Genomic DNA, 15,072 nt, shown 5'->3' with positions numbered 1-15,072 from the left:
CCGGCCGCGGGAGAAACTGCGGCGGGCATAATGTCCATTGGAGAACAAGCCGCGATGCGTGATACGGCCAGTGGCCCGCGCGTTTTGCTGAAACGGCTCCGCGAGCTCATGCAGGAGCCGCTGGAGCCGCAGGAGCGGCTCGACCGCATCGTGCGCGACATCGCCGCCAATATGGTCGCTGAAGTGTGCTCGCTCTACGTGCTGCGCGCCGATTCGGTGCTCGAACTCTATGCCACCGAGGGCCTGAATCCGAAGGCCGTCCATTTGGCGCAGCTCAGGCTGGGGGAAGGCCTCGTCGGCACGATCGCGGCCTCGGCACGGCCGCTCAATCTCTCCAACGCGCAGGAACATCCAGCCTTCGCCTACCTGCCGGAGACGGGGGAGGAGATCTACAATTCCTTCCTCGGCGTGCCGGTGCTCAGGGCGGGGCGCACGCTCGGTGTGCTGGTCGTCCAGAACAAGACCATGCGCCACTATCGCGACGACGAAGTCGAGGCGCTGGAAACGACGGCGATGGTGATCGCCGAGATGATCGCCACCGGCGACCTTGCCCGGCTGACCCGGCCCGGCCTCGAACTCGATCTGCGCCGCCCGGTGAGCTTTACCGGCCTGTCCTTCAACGAGGGCGTCGGACTTGGCCATGTCGTGCTGCATGAGCCGCGCATCGTCGTCACCAATCTGTTCAACGAGGACAGCGATGAGGAGATCAAGCGGCTCGATGCGTCGCTCGGTTCGCTCCGGCTCTCCATCGACGACATGCTGGAACGCCGCGAAGTCGCCTTCGAGGGCGAGCACCGCCAGGTGCTCGAAGCCTATCGCATGTTCGCCAACGACAGCGGCTGGGTGCGCCGGTTGGAAGAGGCGGTCCGCAACGGCCTGACGGCGGAAGCGGCGGTGGAAAAAGTGCAGAGCGACATGCGTGCCCGCATGCTGCACATGACCGATCCTTATCTGCGCGAGCGGATGAGCGATTTCGACGATCTCGCCAACCGGCTGCTGCGCCAGCTGATGGGGCGCGGGCCGGACGATGTCGCGGTCTCGCTGCCGAAGGACGCCATCATCGTCGCCCGCTCGATGGGGGCCGCCGAACTGCTCGATTATCCCAGAGACAAGCTGCGCGGGCTGGTGCTGGAGGACGGCGCAGCGACCAGCCACGTCGTTATCGTGGCGCGGGCCATGGGCATACCGGTTGCTGGCCAGATGAAGGGCGCCGTTTCCATGGCGGAAAACGGCGACGCCATCATTGTCGACGGCGAAGAAGGCGCCATCCACCTGCGCCCCCAGCCGGACCTCGAAGCCGCCTATGCCGAAAAGGTCCGCTTCCGGGCGCGGCGGCAGGAGGTCTATCGCGAGCTGCGCAAGAAGCCGTCGATGACCAAGGACGGCGTCCAGGTCGACCTTTTGATGAATGCGGGCCTGGCCGTCGATCTGCCGCAGCTTGCCGAGGCCGGCGCCGCCGGTATCGGCCTGTTCCGCACCGAGCTGCAGTTCATGGTCGCCTCGACCTTTCCGCGGGCGGAAGCCCAGGAACGGCTCTACCGTGACGTGCTCGACGCGGCGCGCGGCAAGCCGGTGACATTCCGCACCATCGATATCGGCGGCGACAAGGTGCTGCCCTACTTCAAGGACACGATCCAGGAAGAGAACCCGGCGCTCGGCTGGCGCGCCATCCGCCTGACGCTCGACCGGCCGGGCCTGTTGCGTACCCAGATCCGAGCGCTTTTGAAGGCATGCGGCGGGCGTGAACTGAAGCTGATGCTGCCGATGGTGACGGAGCTCGGCGAGATCGCCCAGGCGCGCGAAATCATCGATCGCGAAGTGCGGCATCTGTCGCGTTTTGCCCATCATCTGCCGACCAGCCTGAAGCTCGGGGCCATGCTGGAAGTGCCTTCGCTGCTGTTCCAGCTCGATGAGCTGATGAAGGCCGTCGATTTCGTCTCGGTCGGCTCGAACGATCTGTTCCAGTTCGTCATGGCGGTCGATCGCGGCAACACGCAGCTCGCCGACCGCTTCGATGTGCTGTCGACGCCGTTCCTGCGCGCGCTGAAGCAGATTGCCGACGCCGGGGTGCGCAATCAAACCCCGGTGACCTTGTGCGGCGAGCTGGCCGGCAAGCCGATCTCGGCGATGGCGCTGATCGGCCTTGGCTACCGATCGATCTCGATGTCGCCGGCCTCGATCGGTCCGGTCAAGGCGATGCTGACGGAACTGCCGCTGGCCGAGCTGGAAGCGTTCTTCGACGACAATCTCATGGCGCCGGCCCAGGGGTTGCCGATGCGGGCGCTGCTGCAGGCCTTTGCCGACGACCGCTCCATTCCGCTATAGACTTTCGCCATGATCAACCTGCCCCGCGACCGCATGGATCAAGTCGTCAAGCGTTTCGACATGCTCGAAGCGCAAATGTCGGCCGGGCCGGCGGCGGACGCCTATGTCAAGATGGCGTCGGAATATGCCGACATGCAGGAGATGGTGGCTAAGATCAGGGCGCTGCGCACCGCCGAGCATGAACAGGCCGACCTGCAGGCGATGCTCGCCGACAAAAGCACCGATGCCGAAATGCGGGCACTGGCCGAGGCCGATCTGCCGGAGGTCAAGGAACGCATCGAAGCGCTGCAGAAGGACATCCAGATCCTGCTTCTGCCCAAGGATGCCGCCGACGACAAGAATGCCATCCTCGAAATCCGCGCCGGCACCGGCGGCGACGAGGCGGCTCTCTTTGCCGGCGACCTGTTTCGCATGTACGAACGCTATGCCGCGGCACGCGGCTGGCGTTTCGAGACGGCGTCGGCCAGCGAGGGCGAGGTCGGCGGCTACAAGGAAATCATCGCCACGATTTCGGGCAAGGGGGTCTTTGCCCATCTGAAATTCGAGTCCGGCGTGCATCGTGTGCAGCGCGTGCCGGCGACCGAGGCCGGCGGGCGCATCCACACCTCGGCGGCGACGGTTGCCGTGCTGCCCGAAGCGGAAGACGTCGACATCGACATCAGGGCCGAAGACATCCGCATCGACACGATGCGCGCCTCGGGTTCAGGCGGCCAGCACGTCAATACCACCGATTCGGCAGTGCGCATCACCCATCTGCCGACCGGCATCATGGTCGTGCAGGCGGAGAAGTCGCAGCACCAGAACCGGGCCAAAGCCATGCAGATCCTGCGCGCCAGGCTTTACGACCTCGAGCGCAGCAAGGCTGACGAGGAACGCTCCGAATCGCGCAAATCGCAGGTCGGTTCGGGCGATCGCTCGGAGCGCATCCGCACCTATAATTTCCCGCAGGGCCGCGTCACCGACCATCGCATCAATCTGACGCTCTATAAGCTCGACCGGGTGATGATGGGCGAACTCGACGAGATCATCGACGCGCTGATCGCCGATCACCAGTCGAAGCTGCTCGCCGATATCGGCCTCGATGGCTGACACTCTGCCCGGTAGGCCGGTGTGGCTTTGAATTCGAAATTCGTATCACGTTGGGCCAGCGCAATGACGAATTTCGGATTCAAAATCACACCAGCAGGTTGCTGGTATCTAGGTGGTGGATTTGAGGTTCCTGGACGCTGATGCCAACAAATAGCAGGAACCTCAAATCCACCACACTAGGGCTGCTGCTGAAAGCGGCGCGGGCACGCCTTGCTGCGGCCGCAGTCGCCGATCCGGCGCTGGATGCGAGGCTGATCGTCGAACATTTTTCCGGTACGACCCGCACACAAGCCATCGCCGATCCCGAATGCGGTGTCGATGCCGGCGCGATTGCGGCGATCGATGCAGCCTTGAGGCGGCGGGTCGCCGGTGAGCCGGTGCATCGCATCCTCGGCCATCGCGAGTTCTATGGCTTGCGCCTATCGCTGTCACCGGAAACGCTGGAGCCGCGACCGGACACCGAAACGCTGGTCGAAGCGGTGCTGCCCTTCGTGAAGGCGACAGCGGAACGGCAAGGCGAGTGCCGCATCCTCGATCTCGGCACCGGCACCGGCGCCATCGCGCTGGCGCTGCTCAGCGCCGTTCCGGCGTCGGTCGCCACCGGTGTCGATATTTCGCCAGGCGCGCTGGTGACCGCCATGCGCAATGCAGGGGAATTGGGGTTGGCCGACCGGTTCCAGGTGCTCGAATCCGACTGGTTCGAAAAAGTTTTTGGCCGATACCATGTAATTGCCGCCAACCCGCCCTATATAGCGTCCATAGACATCGAAAATCTGCAGGGCGAAGTCCGCGATTTCGATCCACGCCAAGCCCTCGATGGCGGCGTGGACGGTCTGAGTCCCTACAGGATCATCGCCGCCGAGGCGGCAGGTTTTTTGGAAGCCGAGGGCAGGATTGCGGTCGAGATCGGCCACACCCAACGCAAAGAGGTCACGGGCATATTCTCCGCAGCCGGCTATATGCCGGCGGGGGTATTCCGCGACTTTGGCGGAAACGAGAGGGTTCTGATCTTTGAACTGACAAAGCCGTGATGCAGTGCAAAAAAAGCGCTTGGCAATGCCGGGGAATGCGGCTAGGGTCGCCTTAACCGGATGAGACGAAGCAGGCAGTGCTCTTAGCGATTCGGTTTCCTTGGAAATAGCTGCCTTCTTGCGCAAACGACGCCCAAGCTTCGTGCGGGAATCGTCCGGCAAGTGATGTAACCGGAACAGGATGACACGTGGCGCCAACGCAATCGATGCGGGCGAACGCCGGTGAAGAGACGAAACGGCTGGCTGCATGAGCGCCTCCGTTCGTGAAAAAGTTTTCGAAAATTTCAAAATGAAGAGAGTCGAATGAGGCCACAACAGCAGAACAGGCGCATGCGCGGTCGCAACAACAATGGCGGCGGCAACAACAATAACAACAACCGCAAGGGTCCAAATCCCCTGACGCGCAATTACGAGAGCAACGGTCCGGACGTGAAGATCCGCGGATCGGCTCAGCAGATTGCCGAAAAATACGCAACCCTTGCCCGTGACGCGCAAAGCTCCGGCGACCGGGTGATGGCGGAAAACTATCTCCAGCACGCCGAGCACTACAATCGCATCATCGCTGCCGCGCAGGCGCAGCTGCCGATCCAGAGCGCTCAGCAGAACCGCGACGATTTCGACGATGACGGCGACGAAGATCGCGACGAGTTCGACAATGCCGGCAACAGCAATGTCGGCGAGACTGCGGCTCCGGTGGTCAACCACGGTGCAGGCCCGCAGCCGGTCATCGACGGCACGCCGGCCGAATTGACGTTCAACCAGGAAAACGGCCGTGACAATCGTGATGCCAGTGGGCGCGATGCCGGCGGGCGAGACAACCGCCATCGCGACCGTCGCCCCAATGGCGGCTACGGCCAGAACGGCCAGCGCGGCGAATTTGGTGCGCGCGGCGAGCAGGGCGGACAGCGCGGCGATCAGAACCGGCGCAACGAGAGACCGGTTCAGAACGAAACCCCCGTGCAGGCGGAAGCTGTGTCTCCGAACGAGCCTGTTTCTGTGGCCGAACCCGCGCCGCAGTTCGAAAGCTTTTCGCCAGCGGCTCTGGCTGCCCAGGCCGAGATGAACGAAGCCGCCGCCGAAAGCGGCGCTGCCCGCCGCCCCAGGCGTCCGCGCCGTCCGCGCGTCAATGCTGATCAGGTGGCTGATCAGGTGGATGGCGGTAACGACAATGCTGGCGGCGATAACGTGAATGCTGCTCCGGCGGAAGACGCCGGTGGCGAGCCCACCATCGTCGACGTCAACAACTGATCGAGCAAGGCCCAGACATTCCTGGACGGCGGAGAGAAATCTCCGCCGTTTTTGTATGTGCGCCCCCCGGAAATATTATGAGTCCGCCGTTATCGGGACGTCTTGAGGGTCCGTGGATTGCGCCCCATATCTCGCGTGAACAGGACCCGGCTCGAACGGGCGGGTCCGTCACCGCAATCTGATCCGGTGCCGCAAAGCGGGCCGGTGACGGAAGGAGACAGATATGAACCTTGAAAAATATTCCGAGCGCGTGCGCGGCTTCATCCAGTCGGCGCAGACCCTGGCGCTCTCGCGCAATCACCAGCAATTCACCCCCGAACATATATTGAAAGTGCTCGTCGACGACGACGAGGGCCTGGCAGCGTCGTTGATCGAGCGCGCCGGCGGCAGCGTCCGCGACGTCAAGCTGGGCGTCGAGACGGCACTTGAGGCAATGCCCAAGGTGGAGGGCGGCAACGGCCAGCTCTATCTGGCGCAACCGCTGGCCAAAGTGTTCTCGACCGCCGAGGAACTGGCAAAGAAGGCCGGCGACAGCTTCGTTACGGTCGAGCGGCTGCTGACGGCGCTGGCGGTCGAGAAATCCGCCAAGACTGCCGACATCCTCACCAAGGCCGGCGTGACGCCACAGGCGCTGAACCAGGTGATCAACGACGTCCGCAAGGGTCGCACCGCCGATTCGGCGAGCGCCGAGCAGGGCTATGATGCGCTTAAGAAGTACGCGCGCGATCTCACCGCCGACGGTCGCGCCGGCAAGCTCGACCCGGTCATCGGCCGCGACGACGAGATCCGCCGCACCATCCAGGTGCTGTCGCGCCGCACCAAGAACAATCCGGTGCTGATCGGTGAACCAGGCGTCGGCAAGACGGCGATCGCCGAAGGGCTGGCGTTGCGCATCGTCAATGGCGATGTACCGGAATCGCTCAAGGACAAGCAGTTGATGGCGCTCGATATGGGATCGCTGATCGCCGGCGCCAAATATCGCGGCGAATTCGAGGAGCGGCTGAAGGCGGTTCTTTCGGAAGTCACCGCTGCGGCCGGCGGCATCATCCTGTTCATCGATGAGATGCACACGCTGGTCGGCGCCGGCAAGGCGGATGGCGCCATGGATGCATCGAACCTGTTGAAACCGGCGTTGGCGCGCGGCGAACTCCACTGCGTCGGCGCGACGACGCTCGACGAATACCGCAAGCATGTCGAGAAGGACGCCGCCCTTGCCCGCCGCTTCCAGCCGGTCTTCGTCAATGAGCCAACAGTGGAGGACACGGTCTCCATCCTGCGCGGCCTGAAGGAGAAGTACGAGCAGCACCACAAAGTGCGCATCTCGGATTCGGCGCTGGTCGCGGCAGCGTCGCTGTCCAACCGCTACATCGCCGACCGCTTCCTGCCGGACAAGGCGATCGACCTTGTCGACGAGGCCGCGTCGCGGCTGCGGATGCAGGTCGATTCGAAGCCCGAAGCGCTGGACGAGATCGACCGCCGCATCATGCAGCTCAAGATCGAGCGTGAGGCGCTGAAGGTCGAGAAGGACGACGCGTCGAAGGACCGGCTCGCCCGGCTCGAAAAGGATCTTTCCGCCCTGGAAGAGGAATCGACCGAACTGACCTCGAAGTGGCAGGCCGAGAAGCAGAAGCTCGGGCTCGCCGCCGACCTGAAGAAACAGCTCGACGAGGCGCGCAACGAGCTCGCCATCGCCCAGCGCAAAGGTGAATTCCAGCGCGCCGGCGAGCTTGCCTATGGCAAGATTCCGGAGCTCGAAAAGAAGCTGACGCAGGCCGAGGCGCAAGACGGCAAGGTCGGCATGGTCGAAGAGGTGGTCACCCCCGATCACGTCGCCCACATCGTGTCGCGCTGGACCGGCATTCCGGTCGACAAGATGCTGCAAGGCGAGCGTGACAAGCTGCTGCGCATGGAAGACGAAATTGGCAAGCGTGTCGTCGGCCAGGGCGAGGCGGTGCAGGCCGTGTCGAAAGCCGTTCGCCGTGCCCGCGCCGGCCTGCAGGATCCGAACCGGCCGATCGGTTCGTTCATGTTCCTCGGACCGACGGGCGTCGGCAAGACCGAACTGACCAAGGCGCTTGCCAGCTTCCTGTTCGACGACGAGAGCGCCATGGTGCGCATCGACATGTCGGAGTTCATGGAGAAGCACTCGGTCGCCCGGCTGATCGGCGCGCCTCCCGGCTATGTCGGCTATGAGGAAGGCGGCGCGCTGACTGAAGCGGTGCGGCGCCGGCCCTACCAGGTCGTGCTGTTCGACGAGATCGAGAAAGCGCATCCGGACGTGTTCAACGTGCTGCTGCAGGTGCTCGATGACGGCCGCCTGACCGACGGGCAGGGCCGCACGGTCGATTTCCGCAACACGCTGATCATCATGACGTCGAACCTCGGCGCCGAATATCTGGTCAGTCTCGGCGAGAACCAGGACGTCGATGTCGTCCGCGACGAGGTGATGAGCGTCGTCAGGGCGTCGTTCCGGCCGGAGTTCCTCAACCGCGTCGACGAGGTGATCCTGTTCCACCGGCTGCGCCGCCAGGATATGGGCCGCATCGTCGAGATCCAGCTCAAGCGGCTGGAAAGCCTCCTCGTCGATCGCAAGATCACGCTTTCGCTGGATCAGGAGGCGATCGACTGGCTGGCGGCCAAGGGCTACGATCCGGCCTATGGCGCGCGACCGTTGAAGCGGGTGATGCAGAAGGAACTGCAGGATCCGCTGGCGGAGAAGATCCTGCTCGGCGACATCCTCGACAGTTCGACCGTCAAGGTCACCGCTGGTTCCGACCGGTTGAACTTCCGGTCGAAGCCGACGATCGTAGCGACCGAGGCGGCGGCCTGATTTTCGAGGCCGCCGCATAATCAAAAAATTAAACGGGGGCGCAGATGACGTTGGACGACTACAACAGCTTCTGCGCCTCGCTGCCGTCGGCGACCCATGTCGTTCAGTGGGGCGGTGCTCATGTCTGGAAAGTCGGAGCCAAGGTCTTTGCGATCGGCGGTTGGAGCGATGGCAAGGAGCCGTTCGTCACCTTCAAATGCTCCGATATCGCTTATGACATCTTGAAGGAACAGCCGGGCCTTCGGTCCGCGCCCTATCTTGCCTCACGCGGCATGAAATGGATCCAGCGCCAGACAAGCCAAAGCATGGACGATGACGCGCTAAAGGACTATCTGCGCGAAAGCCACCGTCTTGTCGTGCTCAAGCTGACGAAGCAGGCGCGCACGGAATTGGGATTCGCCGCCAGCTAGTGTTCTTGCTCCAGCCCGCCAGAAATCCGCCATCTTCATGCCCGGTTCATGTTGGAACCTTATGGTTGGCAACTGATTTGCTGGCGAAGGGGTTCGCCTGCCGCAAAGGCCCGAAAATCGAATTGGATTTTTGGAAAGCATGATGCGGAGTTTTTTAAGTGCTAGAGCGTCCCTGCGCGTCCGAAGGGACGCGCGGCGCTCTAAAGAGACAACGCCGGGCGGCGGCAATTTACGGACCGGAGAATTTGGCCAGCATGTTCCGCACGATCTTCACCCTTTCGGCGTTCGCCGCCGGGCTGCTTTCTTCGAGTGTAATGGCCGCGCCGACGCAGGACATCCCGCCGCGATCTGCCCGCGCCGCGGATGCCCGAGCCGCGGATAGCCATGCTGTGCTGGTCGCCCAGAACGGCGATTTCGACGTCTACTACGACGCCAGAGGAAACCGCGTCATCGTCGATACGGAAACCGGCAAGGTGCTCGCCATCCAGCCGCCGCAGACCAGGTTCGATCGCCGCGCACTCCGCCGCGAGGGCTTGCGCAATCTCGGACCGGTCGAGGACGACCGCTATTATCTCGACGATCCGGAGGACACGGCGCGCTTGCGCCGCAGGCAATTGGAAGAGGAGGGCCTGATCGTCGTACCGCCGGTCGAGGAATATGATCCCTACGGCGATCCGGTGGACGCTTTTCCCGAAGCACCGCTGGATGGCGGCAACTATGGCAACAATTATCCGGAAGCGCCGCAGCCGGTAAAGCCGCCCACGGTCAAGCGCCAGCCGCTCAACGAGGCTGCGATCGAACCGGTCGAGCCGATGGCGCCGGGCGACCAGGCGGCACTGCCGCCAAAGATCGACGGGAAGATTGTCGTCGATCCGTCGCTTTCACTCGGTGCACGCCAGGAGGTCGCGGCGCTGCAAGTGCTGCTCGACCGCGCCGGCGCTTCGCCCGGCGTCGTCGACGGACGCTTCGGCTCGAATGTCGACAAGGCGCTCGCCGCCTATAACGAGATCACCGGCAGCAATCTGCGGTCGACCGATGTGGTCGGCATCCAGGCGGCGCTTGAGCAGTCCGGCGGCGATGCCTTCGCCTCCTACAGCATCACGCCCGAGGATGCTGCTGGCCCCTATGTCGCATCGGTGCCGGAGGACTACGGCCAGAAGGCGCAACTCGAACGGCTGAGCTACACCTCAGTCACCGAAGCGCTGGCCGAGCGGTTCCACATGGACGAGAACTATCTGAAGGCGCTCAATCCGGAAGCCAATTTCAACCGTCCCGGCACGATCATCAAGGTCGCCAATTTCGGCAGGCTGGTGGCCACGCCGGTGGCACGCATCATCGCCGACAAGGGCAAAAAGCAGGCCCGCGCCTATGACGCGTCGGGAAAGCTAATCGCGGCCTATCCAGCTACCATCGGCTCGGCGGACACGCCTTCACCCACCGGCACGCATGCGGTGTCGCGGGTCGCTCTCGACCCGAACTACACCTACAATCCGAACATCAATTTCAAGCAGGGCGAAAACAACAAGATCCTGACCATCCCGCCGGGCCCGAACGGCCCCGTCGGCTCTGTCTGGATTGCGCTGGACAAGCCGACCTACGGCATTCACGGCACACCCGACCCCTCCAAGATCGGCAAGACCGAAAGTCATGGCTGCGTGCGGCTGACCAATTGGGACGCGCGCGAACTGGCAAAAATCGTGTCGCCGGGCGTCACGGTGGAATTCATCGACTGAGCCCTAAACCAAATCATCGCGCAGTCCTGGGTCAACCCGGGAGCAGGCTCTTTGGGCGACGTGATCCTGTTCTGGTTTCAACGACAGCAACCTTCTGGCCGGTTGTTGCCGGCGCATAGGAGGTCTAAGCAGGCTTCATGCGTTCTCCAAGCGAAGTCGGCGCCGAAGCCGTCCCCCTGGTCAGGCCGCTGCCGGCCGATACGTTCTGCCCGCAATCGCGACGCAGGTTCGTGCTGATCGCGGCGATCCTGGCTTCCGCGCTCGGCTTCATCGACGGCTCGATCCTGGCCATCGCCACGCCGGCGATCCGCGTCGATCTTGGCGCCAGTTTCGCCGAGACGCAGTGGATTTCAAACGCCTATGCGCTGACGCTTTCGGCACTCATCCTTGTTGGGGGCGCCGCCGGCGACCGTTTTGGCCTGCGGCATGCTTTCGTGGCAGGCATCGCGCTGTTCATTGCCGCCTCGCTTGCCTGCGCGGTGGCGCCGAATCCACCAATGCTCATTGCGTTTCGCGCCATTCAGGGCATTGGTGCTGCCATCATGGTGCCAGGCAGCCTCGCCATTATCGCCAAGGCCTATCCGAAGAAGGAGCGCGGCAGGGCGATCGGCATCTGGGCGGCAGCCTCGGCGCTGACGACAGCGCTTGGCCCGGTGCTGGGCGGCGTTGTCTTGTCGGCCTTCGGCGACGGCATCTGGCGGGTGATCTTCGCGGTCAATCTGCCGCTTGGTCTTGTCTCGATCTATCTTCTGCTCGCCAAGGTCCCGGCCGACGCACCGACCGAAAAGCGCAGCCTCGATCTCGGCGGCGCTGCACTCGCCACCTTGGCGTTCGGAGCGCTTGCCTACGGCTTGACTTCGATGAGCGCAGAGGGCGAGGGTCAAATGTCCGGCCCGAGCATTGCCGCCGGCGCGGTGCTGCTCATCGTGTTCATTGTCTTCGAGCGCCGCCAGCGCGAACCGATGATCGATCTCTCGCTGTTTCGGGTCGGCGCCTTCGCCGGCGCCAATGTGGCGACCTTCTTCCTCTATTTCGCACTGTCGGCCAACCTGTTCTATCTGCCGATGCTGCTCATCGCCGGTTGGGGGCTGAGCGCCGCCGAGGTCGGCTTCATCTTCCTGCCGCTGTCGGTCTTGATCGCGCTGTTGTCGGGGCCGGTCGGCCAGTGGTCCGACCGGATCGGTCCCCGTTTTCCGATCGCCAGCGGCAGTCTCGTCGTCGCAGTCGCCTTTGCCGGGCTTGCCTTGCTGGCCTATGCCGGCATCCACAGTTTCTGGTGGGGCGTGTTTCCGCTGATGGCGCTGATGGGGCTCGGCATGGCGCTGGTGGTGTCGCCGCTGTCGACGGCGGTGATGACGGCGGTCGAGGACAAGGATACCGGTGCTGCCTCGGGAATCAACAATGCCGTCTCGCGTATTGGCGGCCTGATCGCAGTGGCGGCGATGGGGTCACTGGCGGCTTGGGTCTATGCAGCCGCGCTGAACAGCGGTGCCGCATCCGGCATTCCGGGTTTCGGCGAACCAGCGCCGGATATCGATGCAGCAAGGCTTGCCGCCAGCGACGCAGCGTTCGCAGCAGTCGCCTTGGTGACCGCGCTGCTTTGCCTGCTCTCGGCGATCGTGGCGTGGACAACTGTTTCCGGCGAGCGACTGCCATGGCCGCGTGGATCTGAGGCTCCGCCGCGCTGAGCAGCCAGGCCCAACTCGGCTCAGCCTTCGATCTTGGCGCTCGCGACCTTCAGCGAATCATTGTCTTCCTGCTTGAGCAGATCATCGATGCGCCCGCGCTCGCGCTTGAAGGCGACGAGGTCGTCGCCCTTCAGCACCTTGCCGACCGGCAGGCGAACGCGCATCGGGTCGACCTTGGTGCCGTTGACGATCAACTCGTAGTGGAGATGCGGACCGGTGGCGAGGCCGGTCTGGCCGAGAAAGCCGATGGTCTGGCCTTGGCGGACGCGCACGCCCGGCGCGATGCCTTTGGCAAATGCGCTCTGGTGATTGTAGGAAGTCTCGTAGCCATTGGCGTGACGGAGGATGATCTGTTTGCCATAGCCGCCGGCCCAGCCGGCCTTCTCGACGACACCGTTGCCGGCGGCGATGATCGGCGTGCCGATGGCGGCTGACCAATCGACGCCGGTATGCAAGCGCACATAGCCGAGGATCGGATGCCTGCGGGCACCGAAGCCGGAGCGGAATTTTCCTGCGGGCAGGGGATTGCGCAGCAAGAATTGCTGGGCGCTGCGGCCGTCCTCGTCGAAATAGTCGGTGCTGCCGTCCTGCATCTGGAACCGGTAGAAATTGCGCGTCGTGCCGCCGAAGCTCGCCGAGACATAGAGCAGCTCGGATTCGTCGGATGCCCGGTCGTCGCCATCCGGCTGCGAGAACAGCACCTCGATGCGGTCCGACGGATTGAGCCGTGACTGGAAATCGACGCCGGACGCCAGGAGCTTGATCAGCCGCTTGGTCATCGCCTTGGACATGCCGTAGGAGTAGGCGGCGCGGTAGATGCCGTCATAGACGTTCGGCAGATTGCCGCGCACCACCACCGGCGGCGAATCATCGAACGCGGTCAGCAATTCGGGATTGGGCTCCGGCTCCTGCGCCGGCACATATTGGCCGTGATCATCGAGCGCGATGGTGACGATATGCTGGGCCCTGTCGTAGATGCCGGTGCGAACGACCTTGGCGGCGTCGCCATGGATCTCGAGGCCGACGCGCAGCACGGTTCCCGCCTTGAGCGCTGTCGCATTCAGCAATTTGGCGATCGCCTCGGCCATACCGGTGGCGTCCTCGCCGGTATAGCCCGAATCGGCGAAGGCCTCGATGATGTTGCGGTCCCTGGTGAAGGGGATGATCTCCTCGGCGAAGGCCGGCGCCTGATCGTCGGGGGCAGCACGCGGCGACACCGAGACGTTTTCCGGAACGATCCTGACGTCGTAGGAGCCGGCCATGCTCTCGGCGAATGCATCGCCGAATCGCTGCGGGTCGACATAATGCAGCGACGCGACCTGCACGGCGCCGTCGCTCAGACCCGTGCCGGCCTCGCGCACCACCTTTTCCACCTCGTCGGCGGACAGGTCACTCTTTTCGTCGAACGCTGCCGTCTCGATCGGGAAATCGACCGTTTTCAGGCTCAACTCGCTTTCGACCTTGGCGCCATAGATCTGGCCGGCGGCGGCGGTCGCCGGCTGACCGGCATTGCCGTCGCGGTCGTCGCCAAACACCTGCATCGGATTGAAAGGCGGATAGGCGCGGCTGGTCGTGTGCCCGGCGGCAAGCGCCATCTTGATCTGCACGAAAGGCATGGTGTGGATGACATCGCGGTCGCCGACCTTGGTCACCATCGGCACTTCCATGCGCCGGCGGTCCTTGGCCCTGGCGATCTGGCGCGGCGCCACCAGCCTGGTGGTCTTGGCGATCTCGCCGGAATCGTCACCTCTCGCAAGGCTGATCAGTTCGGCGATCTCGGGCGGCGTCGCCAATTGCTGACGGCCGTCGAGGGCTGCGAACAGCGCCACACCCATCAGCACGCTCGACGTCACGCCGGTAAGAAAAGTGCCCGACAGCCAGCGCGCCGAAACCTCGCGCCGGTCGGGCGGGCCACTGCGACCGTCCGCAATCAGCGGCGGCTCGTTGCCGAGTTCGGCTATGACATTTTCCGTATCTGGCATCCAGAAAGGCTGCTTCTTCCCCGGGCGGGACGGCTTGTCGCTTTTGTTGTGGCCATGACATTTGCCTGTCACGGCGGGCGAAGTCAACGAAGCGGCTGGCTTCGGCCGAGATCCCCAGTCATACTTCTCTCTTAGTGGCTCTCTTACAGTCTCTTATAAGGCGCCGCGCCAGTGGTGCTGCGCCAGCTTCGTTGGCGTTGGTGTCAAACCGCAATGCGGCGGCAATAGGGCTCCGTGGCGGTGTTCGGCTTTGTTATCCCCATGCCGCCGCGGAAGTCGGCTACCGAAAATCGGCGCCGCAATCTTTCGTCGCAAAAAATTCAAAAAAGACCGAAATGGTTGTTGACACTTTGGATGGGCGCCGACTATATACGCCTCACCAACGAGGGCGGCGCGCCGCTGGCGACGAAGAAGTTCGCTTCTAGATCTGCCCTCTGCGAAATTCAAGAGAGCCGCGTGAGCGACACTCGAACGGCCCCGAGCCACAAGCGCACGGGCCACGACACCGCGTCTGCGATGTCTGTTCTTTGACAACTGAATATTGAAGAAAGAGAAACGTGGGCGGCAGAGTCCTGCTGAGCCTTTCATTCCGCCAGGGATGTGAGGTTCGAACGAGACTTTGGCGGACACGTTTTGAGAGAATAAGTCTACCAGGGCATGAAAGTGTCCAGGTGTGAATGTTCTCGTCAATTCAAAGCGTGACCAGATAAAGCCAAATCAAAGTCTTACTAAACTT

At 63.4% G+C, this 15,072-nt stretch carries 10 protein-coding genes; 9 read left to right on the top strand and 1 reads right to left on the bottom strand.

Going from position 1 to position 15,072, the window contains the following annotated elements:
- Positions 1 to 54 precede the first annotated feature (54 nt).
- From ptsP to AC0L28_RS32670, 8 genes are all read left to right on the top strand, one after another.
- Positions 55 to 2,325 carry a phosphoenolpyruvate--protein phosphotransferase gene (gene ptsP / locus AC0L28_RS32705; protein WP_023797302.1) on the top strand — a complete coding sequence of 757 codons (2,271 nt, stop codon included), beginning with the start codon at positions 55 to 57 and terminating at the stop codon, positions 2,323 to 2,325.
- A 9-nt stretch (positions 2,326 to 2,334) separates the two neighbouring features.
- The gene (gene prfA / locus AC0L28_RS32700) at positions 2,335 to 3,414 is read left to right on the top strand and encodes a peptide chain release factor 1 (protein WP_287229553.1); all 1,080 of its coding nucleotides are present in this window, start codon (positions 2,335 to 2,337) and stop codon (positions 3,412 to 3,414) included.
- Between the two features lie 140 nt (positions 3,415 to 3,554).
- Positions 3,555 to 4,445 (top strand): peptide chain release factor N(5)-glutamine methyltransferase, encoded by an 891-nt coding sequence (prmC, locus tag AC0L28_RS32695; protein ID WP_287229552.1) that lies wholly within the window; start codon positions 3,555 to 3,557, stop codon positions 4,443 to 4,445.
- Between the two features lie 303 nt (positions 4,446 to 4,748).
- Complete coding sequence (locus AC0L28_RS32690; RefSeq protein WP_236379433.1) at positions 4,749 to 5,693, top strand: DUF4167 domain-containing protein; 945 nt, start codon at positions 4,749 to 4,751, stop codon at positions 5,691 to 5,693.
- Between the two features lie 223 nt (positions 5,694 to 5,916).
- Positions 5,917 to 8,523 (top strand): ATP-dependent chaperone ClpB, encoded by a 2,607-nt coding sequence (gene clpB, locus AC0L28_RS32685; protein ID WP_473482536.1) that lies wholly within the window; start codon positions 5,917 to 5,919, stop codon positions 8,521 to 8,523.
- A 44-nt stretch (positions 8,524 to 8,567) separates the two neighbouring features.
- Positions 8,568 to 8,933, top strand: a complete 366-nt coding sequence (locus AC0L28_RS32680) for an MmcQ/YjbR family DNA-binding protein (RefSeq protein ID WP_473482534.1) — start codon at positions 8,568 to 8,570, stop codon at positions 8,931 to 8,933.
- Between the two features lie 254 nt (positions 8,934 to 9,187).
- The gene (locus AC0L28_RS32675) at positions 9,188 to 10,666 is read left to right on the top strand and encodes a L,D-transpeptidase family protein (RefSeq protein ID WP_287229547.1); all 1,479 of its coding nucleotides are present in this window, start codon (positions 9,188 to 9,190) and stop codon (positions 10,664 to 10,666) included.
- 137 nt (positions 10,667 to 10,803) lie between these two features.
- Positions 10,804 to 12,354: an MFS transporter gene (locus AC0L28_RS32670; RefSeq protein ID WP_473482532.1), complete on the top strand. Its 1,551-nt coding sequence runs from the start codon at positions 10,804 to 10,806 to the stop codon at positions 12,352 to 12,354.
- A 20-nt stretch (positions 12,355 to 12,374) separates the two neighbouring features.
- Here AC0L28_RS32670 and AC0L28_RS32665 read toward each other — a convergent pair whose 3' ends face one another.
- A complete protein-coding gene (locus AC0L28_RS32665; protein WP_287141379.1) occupies positions 12,375 to 14,336 on the bottom strand; it encodes a M23 family metallopeptidase in 1,962 nt (653 codons plus the stop codon).
- 234 nt (positions 14,337 to 14,570) lie between these two features.
- On the opposite strand from AC0L28_RS32665, the gene AC0L28_RS32660 reads away from it, so the two are divergent.
- Positions 14,571 to 14,867 carry a hypothetical protein gene (locus tag AC0L28_RS32660; RefSeq protein WP_473482530.1) on the top strand — a complete coding sequence of 99 codons (297 nt, stop codon included), beginning with the start codon at positions 14,571 to 14,573 and terminating at the stop codon, positions 14,865 to 14,867.
- Positions 14,868 to 15,072 lie beyond the last annotated feature (205 nt).

Source organism: Mesorhizobium sp. WSM4847 (assembly GCF_055811335.1).
This window is presented reverse-complemented; position numbering and strand designations above follow the sequence as displayed.

Bases quoted from the DNA above. Each gene is read 5' to 3' on its own strand.
- AC0L28_RS32690 (WP_236379433.1), top strand. From the start codon at position 4,749: ATGAGGCCACAACAGCAGAACAGGCGCATGCGCGGTCGCAACAACAAT.
- AC0L28_RS32665 (WP_287141379.1), bottom strand. From the start codon at position 14,336: ATGCCAGATACGGAAAATGTCATAGCCGAACTCGGCAACGAGCCGCCG.
- AC0L28_RS32670 (WP_473482532.1), top strand. From the start codon at position 10,804: ATGCGTTCTCCAAGCGAAGTCGGCGCCGAAGCCGTCCCCCTGGTCAGG.
- AC0L28_RS32680 (WP_473482534.1), top strand. From the start codon at position 8,568: ATGACGTTGGACGACTACAACAGCTTCTGCGCCTCGCTGCCGTCGGCG.
- prmC (WP_287229552.1), top strand. From the start codon at position 3,555: ATGCCAACAAATAGCAGGAACCTCAAATCCACCACACTAGGGCTGCTG.
- clpB (WP_473482536.1), top strand. From the start codon at position 5,917: ATGAACCTTGAAAAATATTCCGAGCGCGTGCGCGGCTTCATCCAGTCG.
- AC0L28_RS32675 (WP_287229547.1), top strand. From the start codon at position 9,188: ATGTTCCGCACGATCTTCACCCTTTCGGCGTTCGCCGCCGGGCTGCTT.
- ptsP (WP_023797302.1), top strand. From the start codon at position 55: ATGCGTGATACGGCCAGTGGCCCGCGCGTTTTGCTGAAACGGCTCCGC.
- prfA (WP_287229553.1), top strand. From the start codon at position 2,335: ATGATCAACCTGCCCCGCGACCGCATGGATCAAGTCGTCAAGCGTTTC.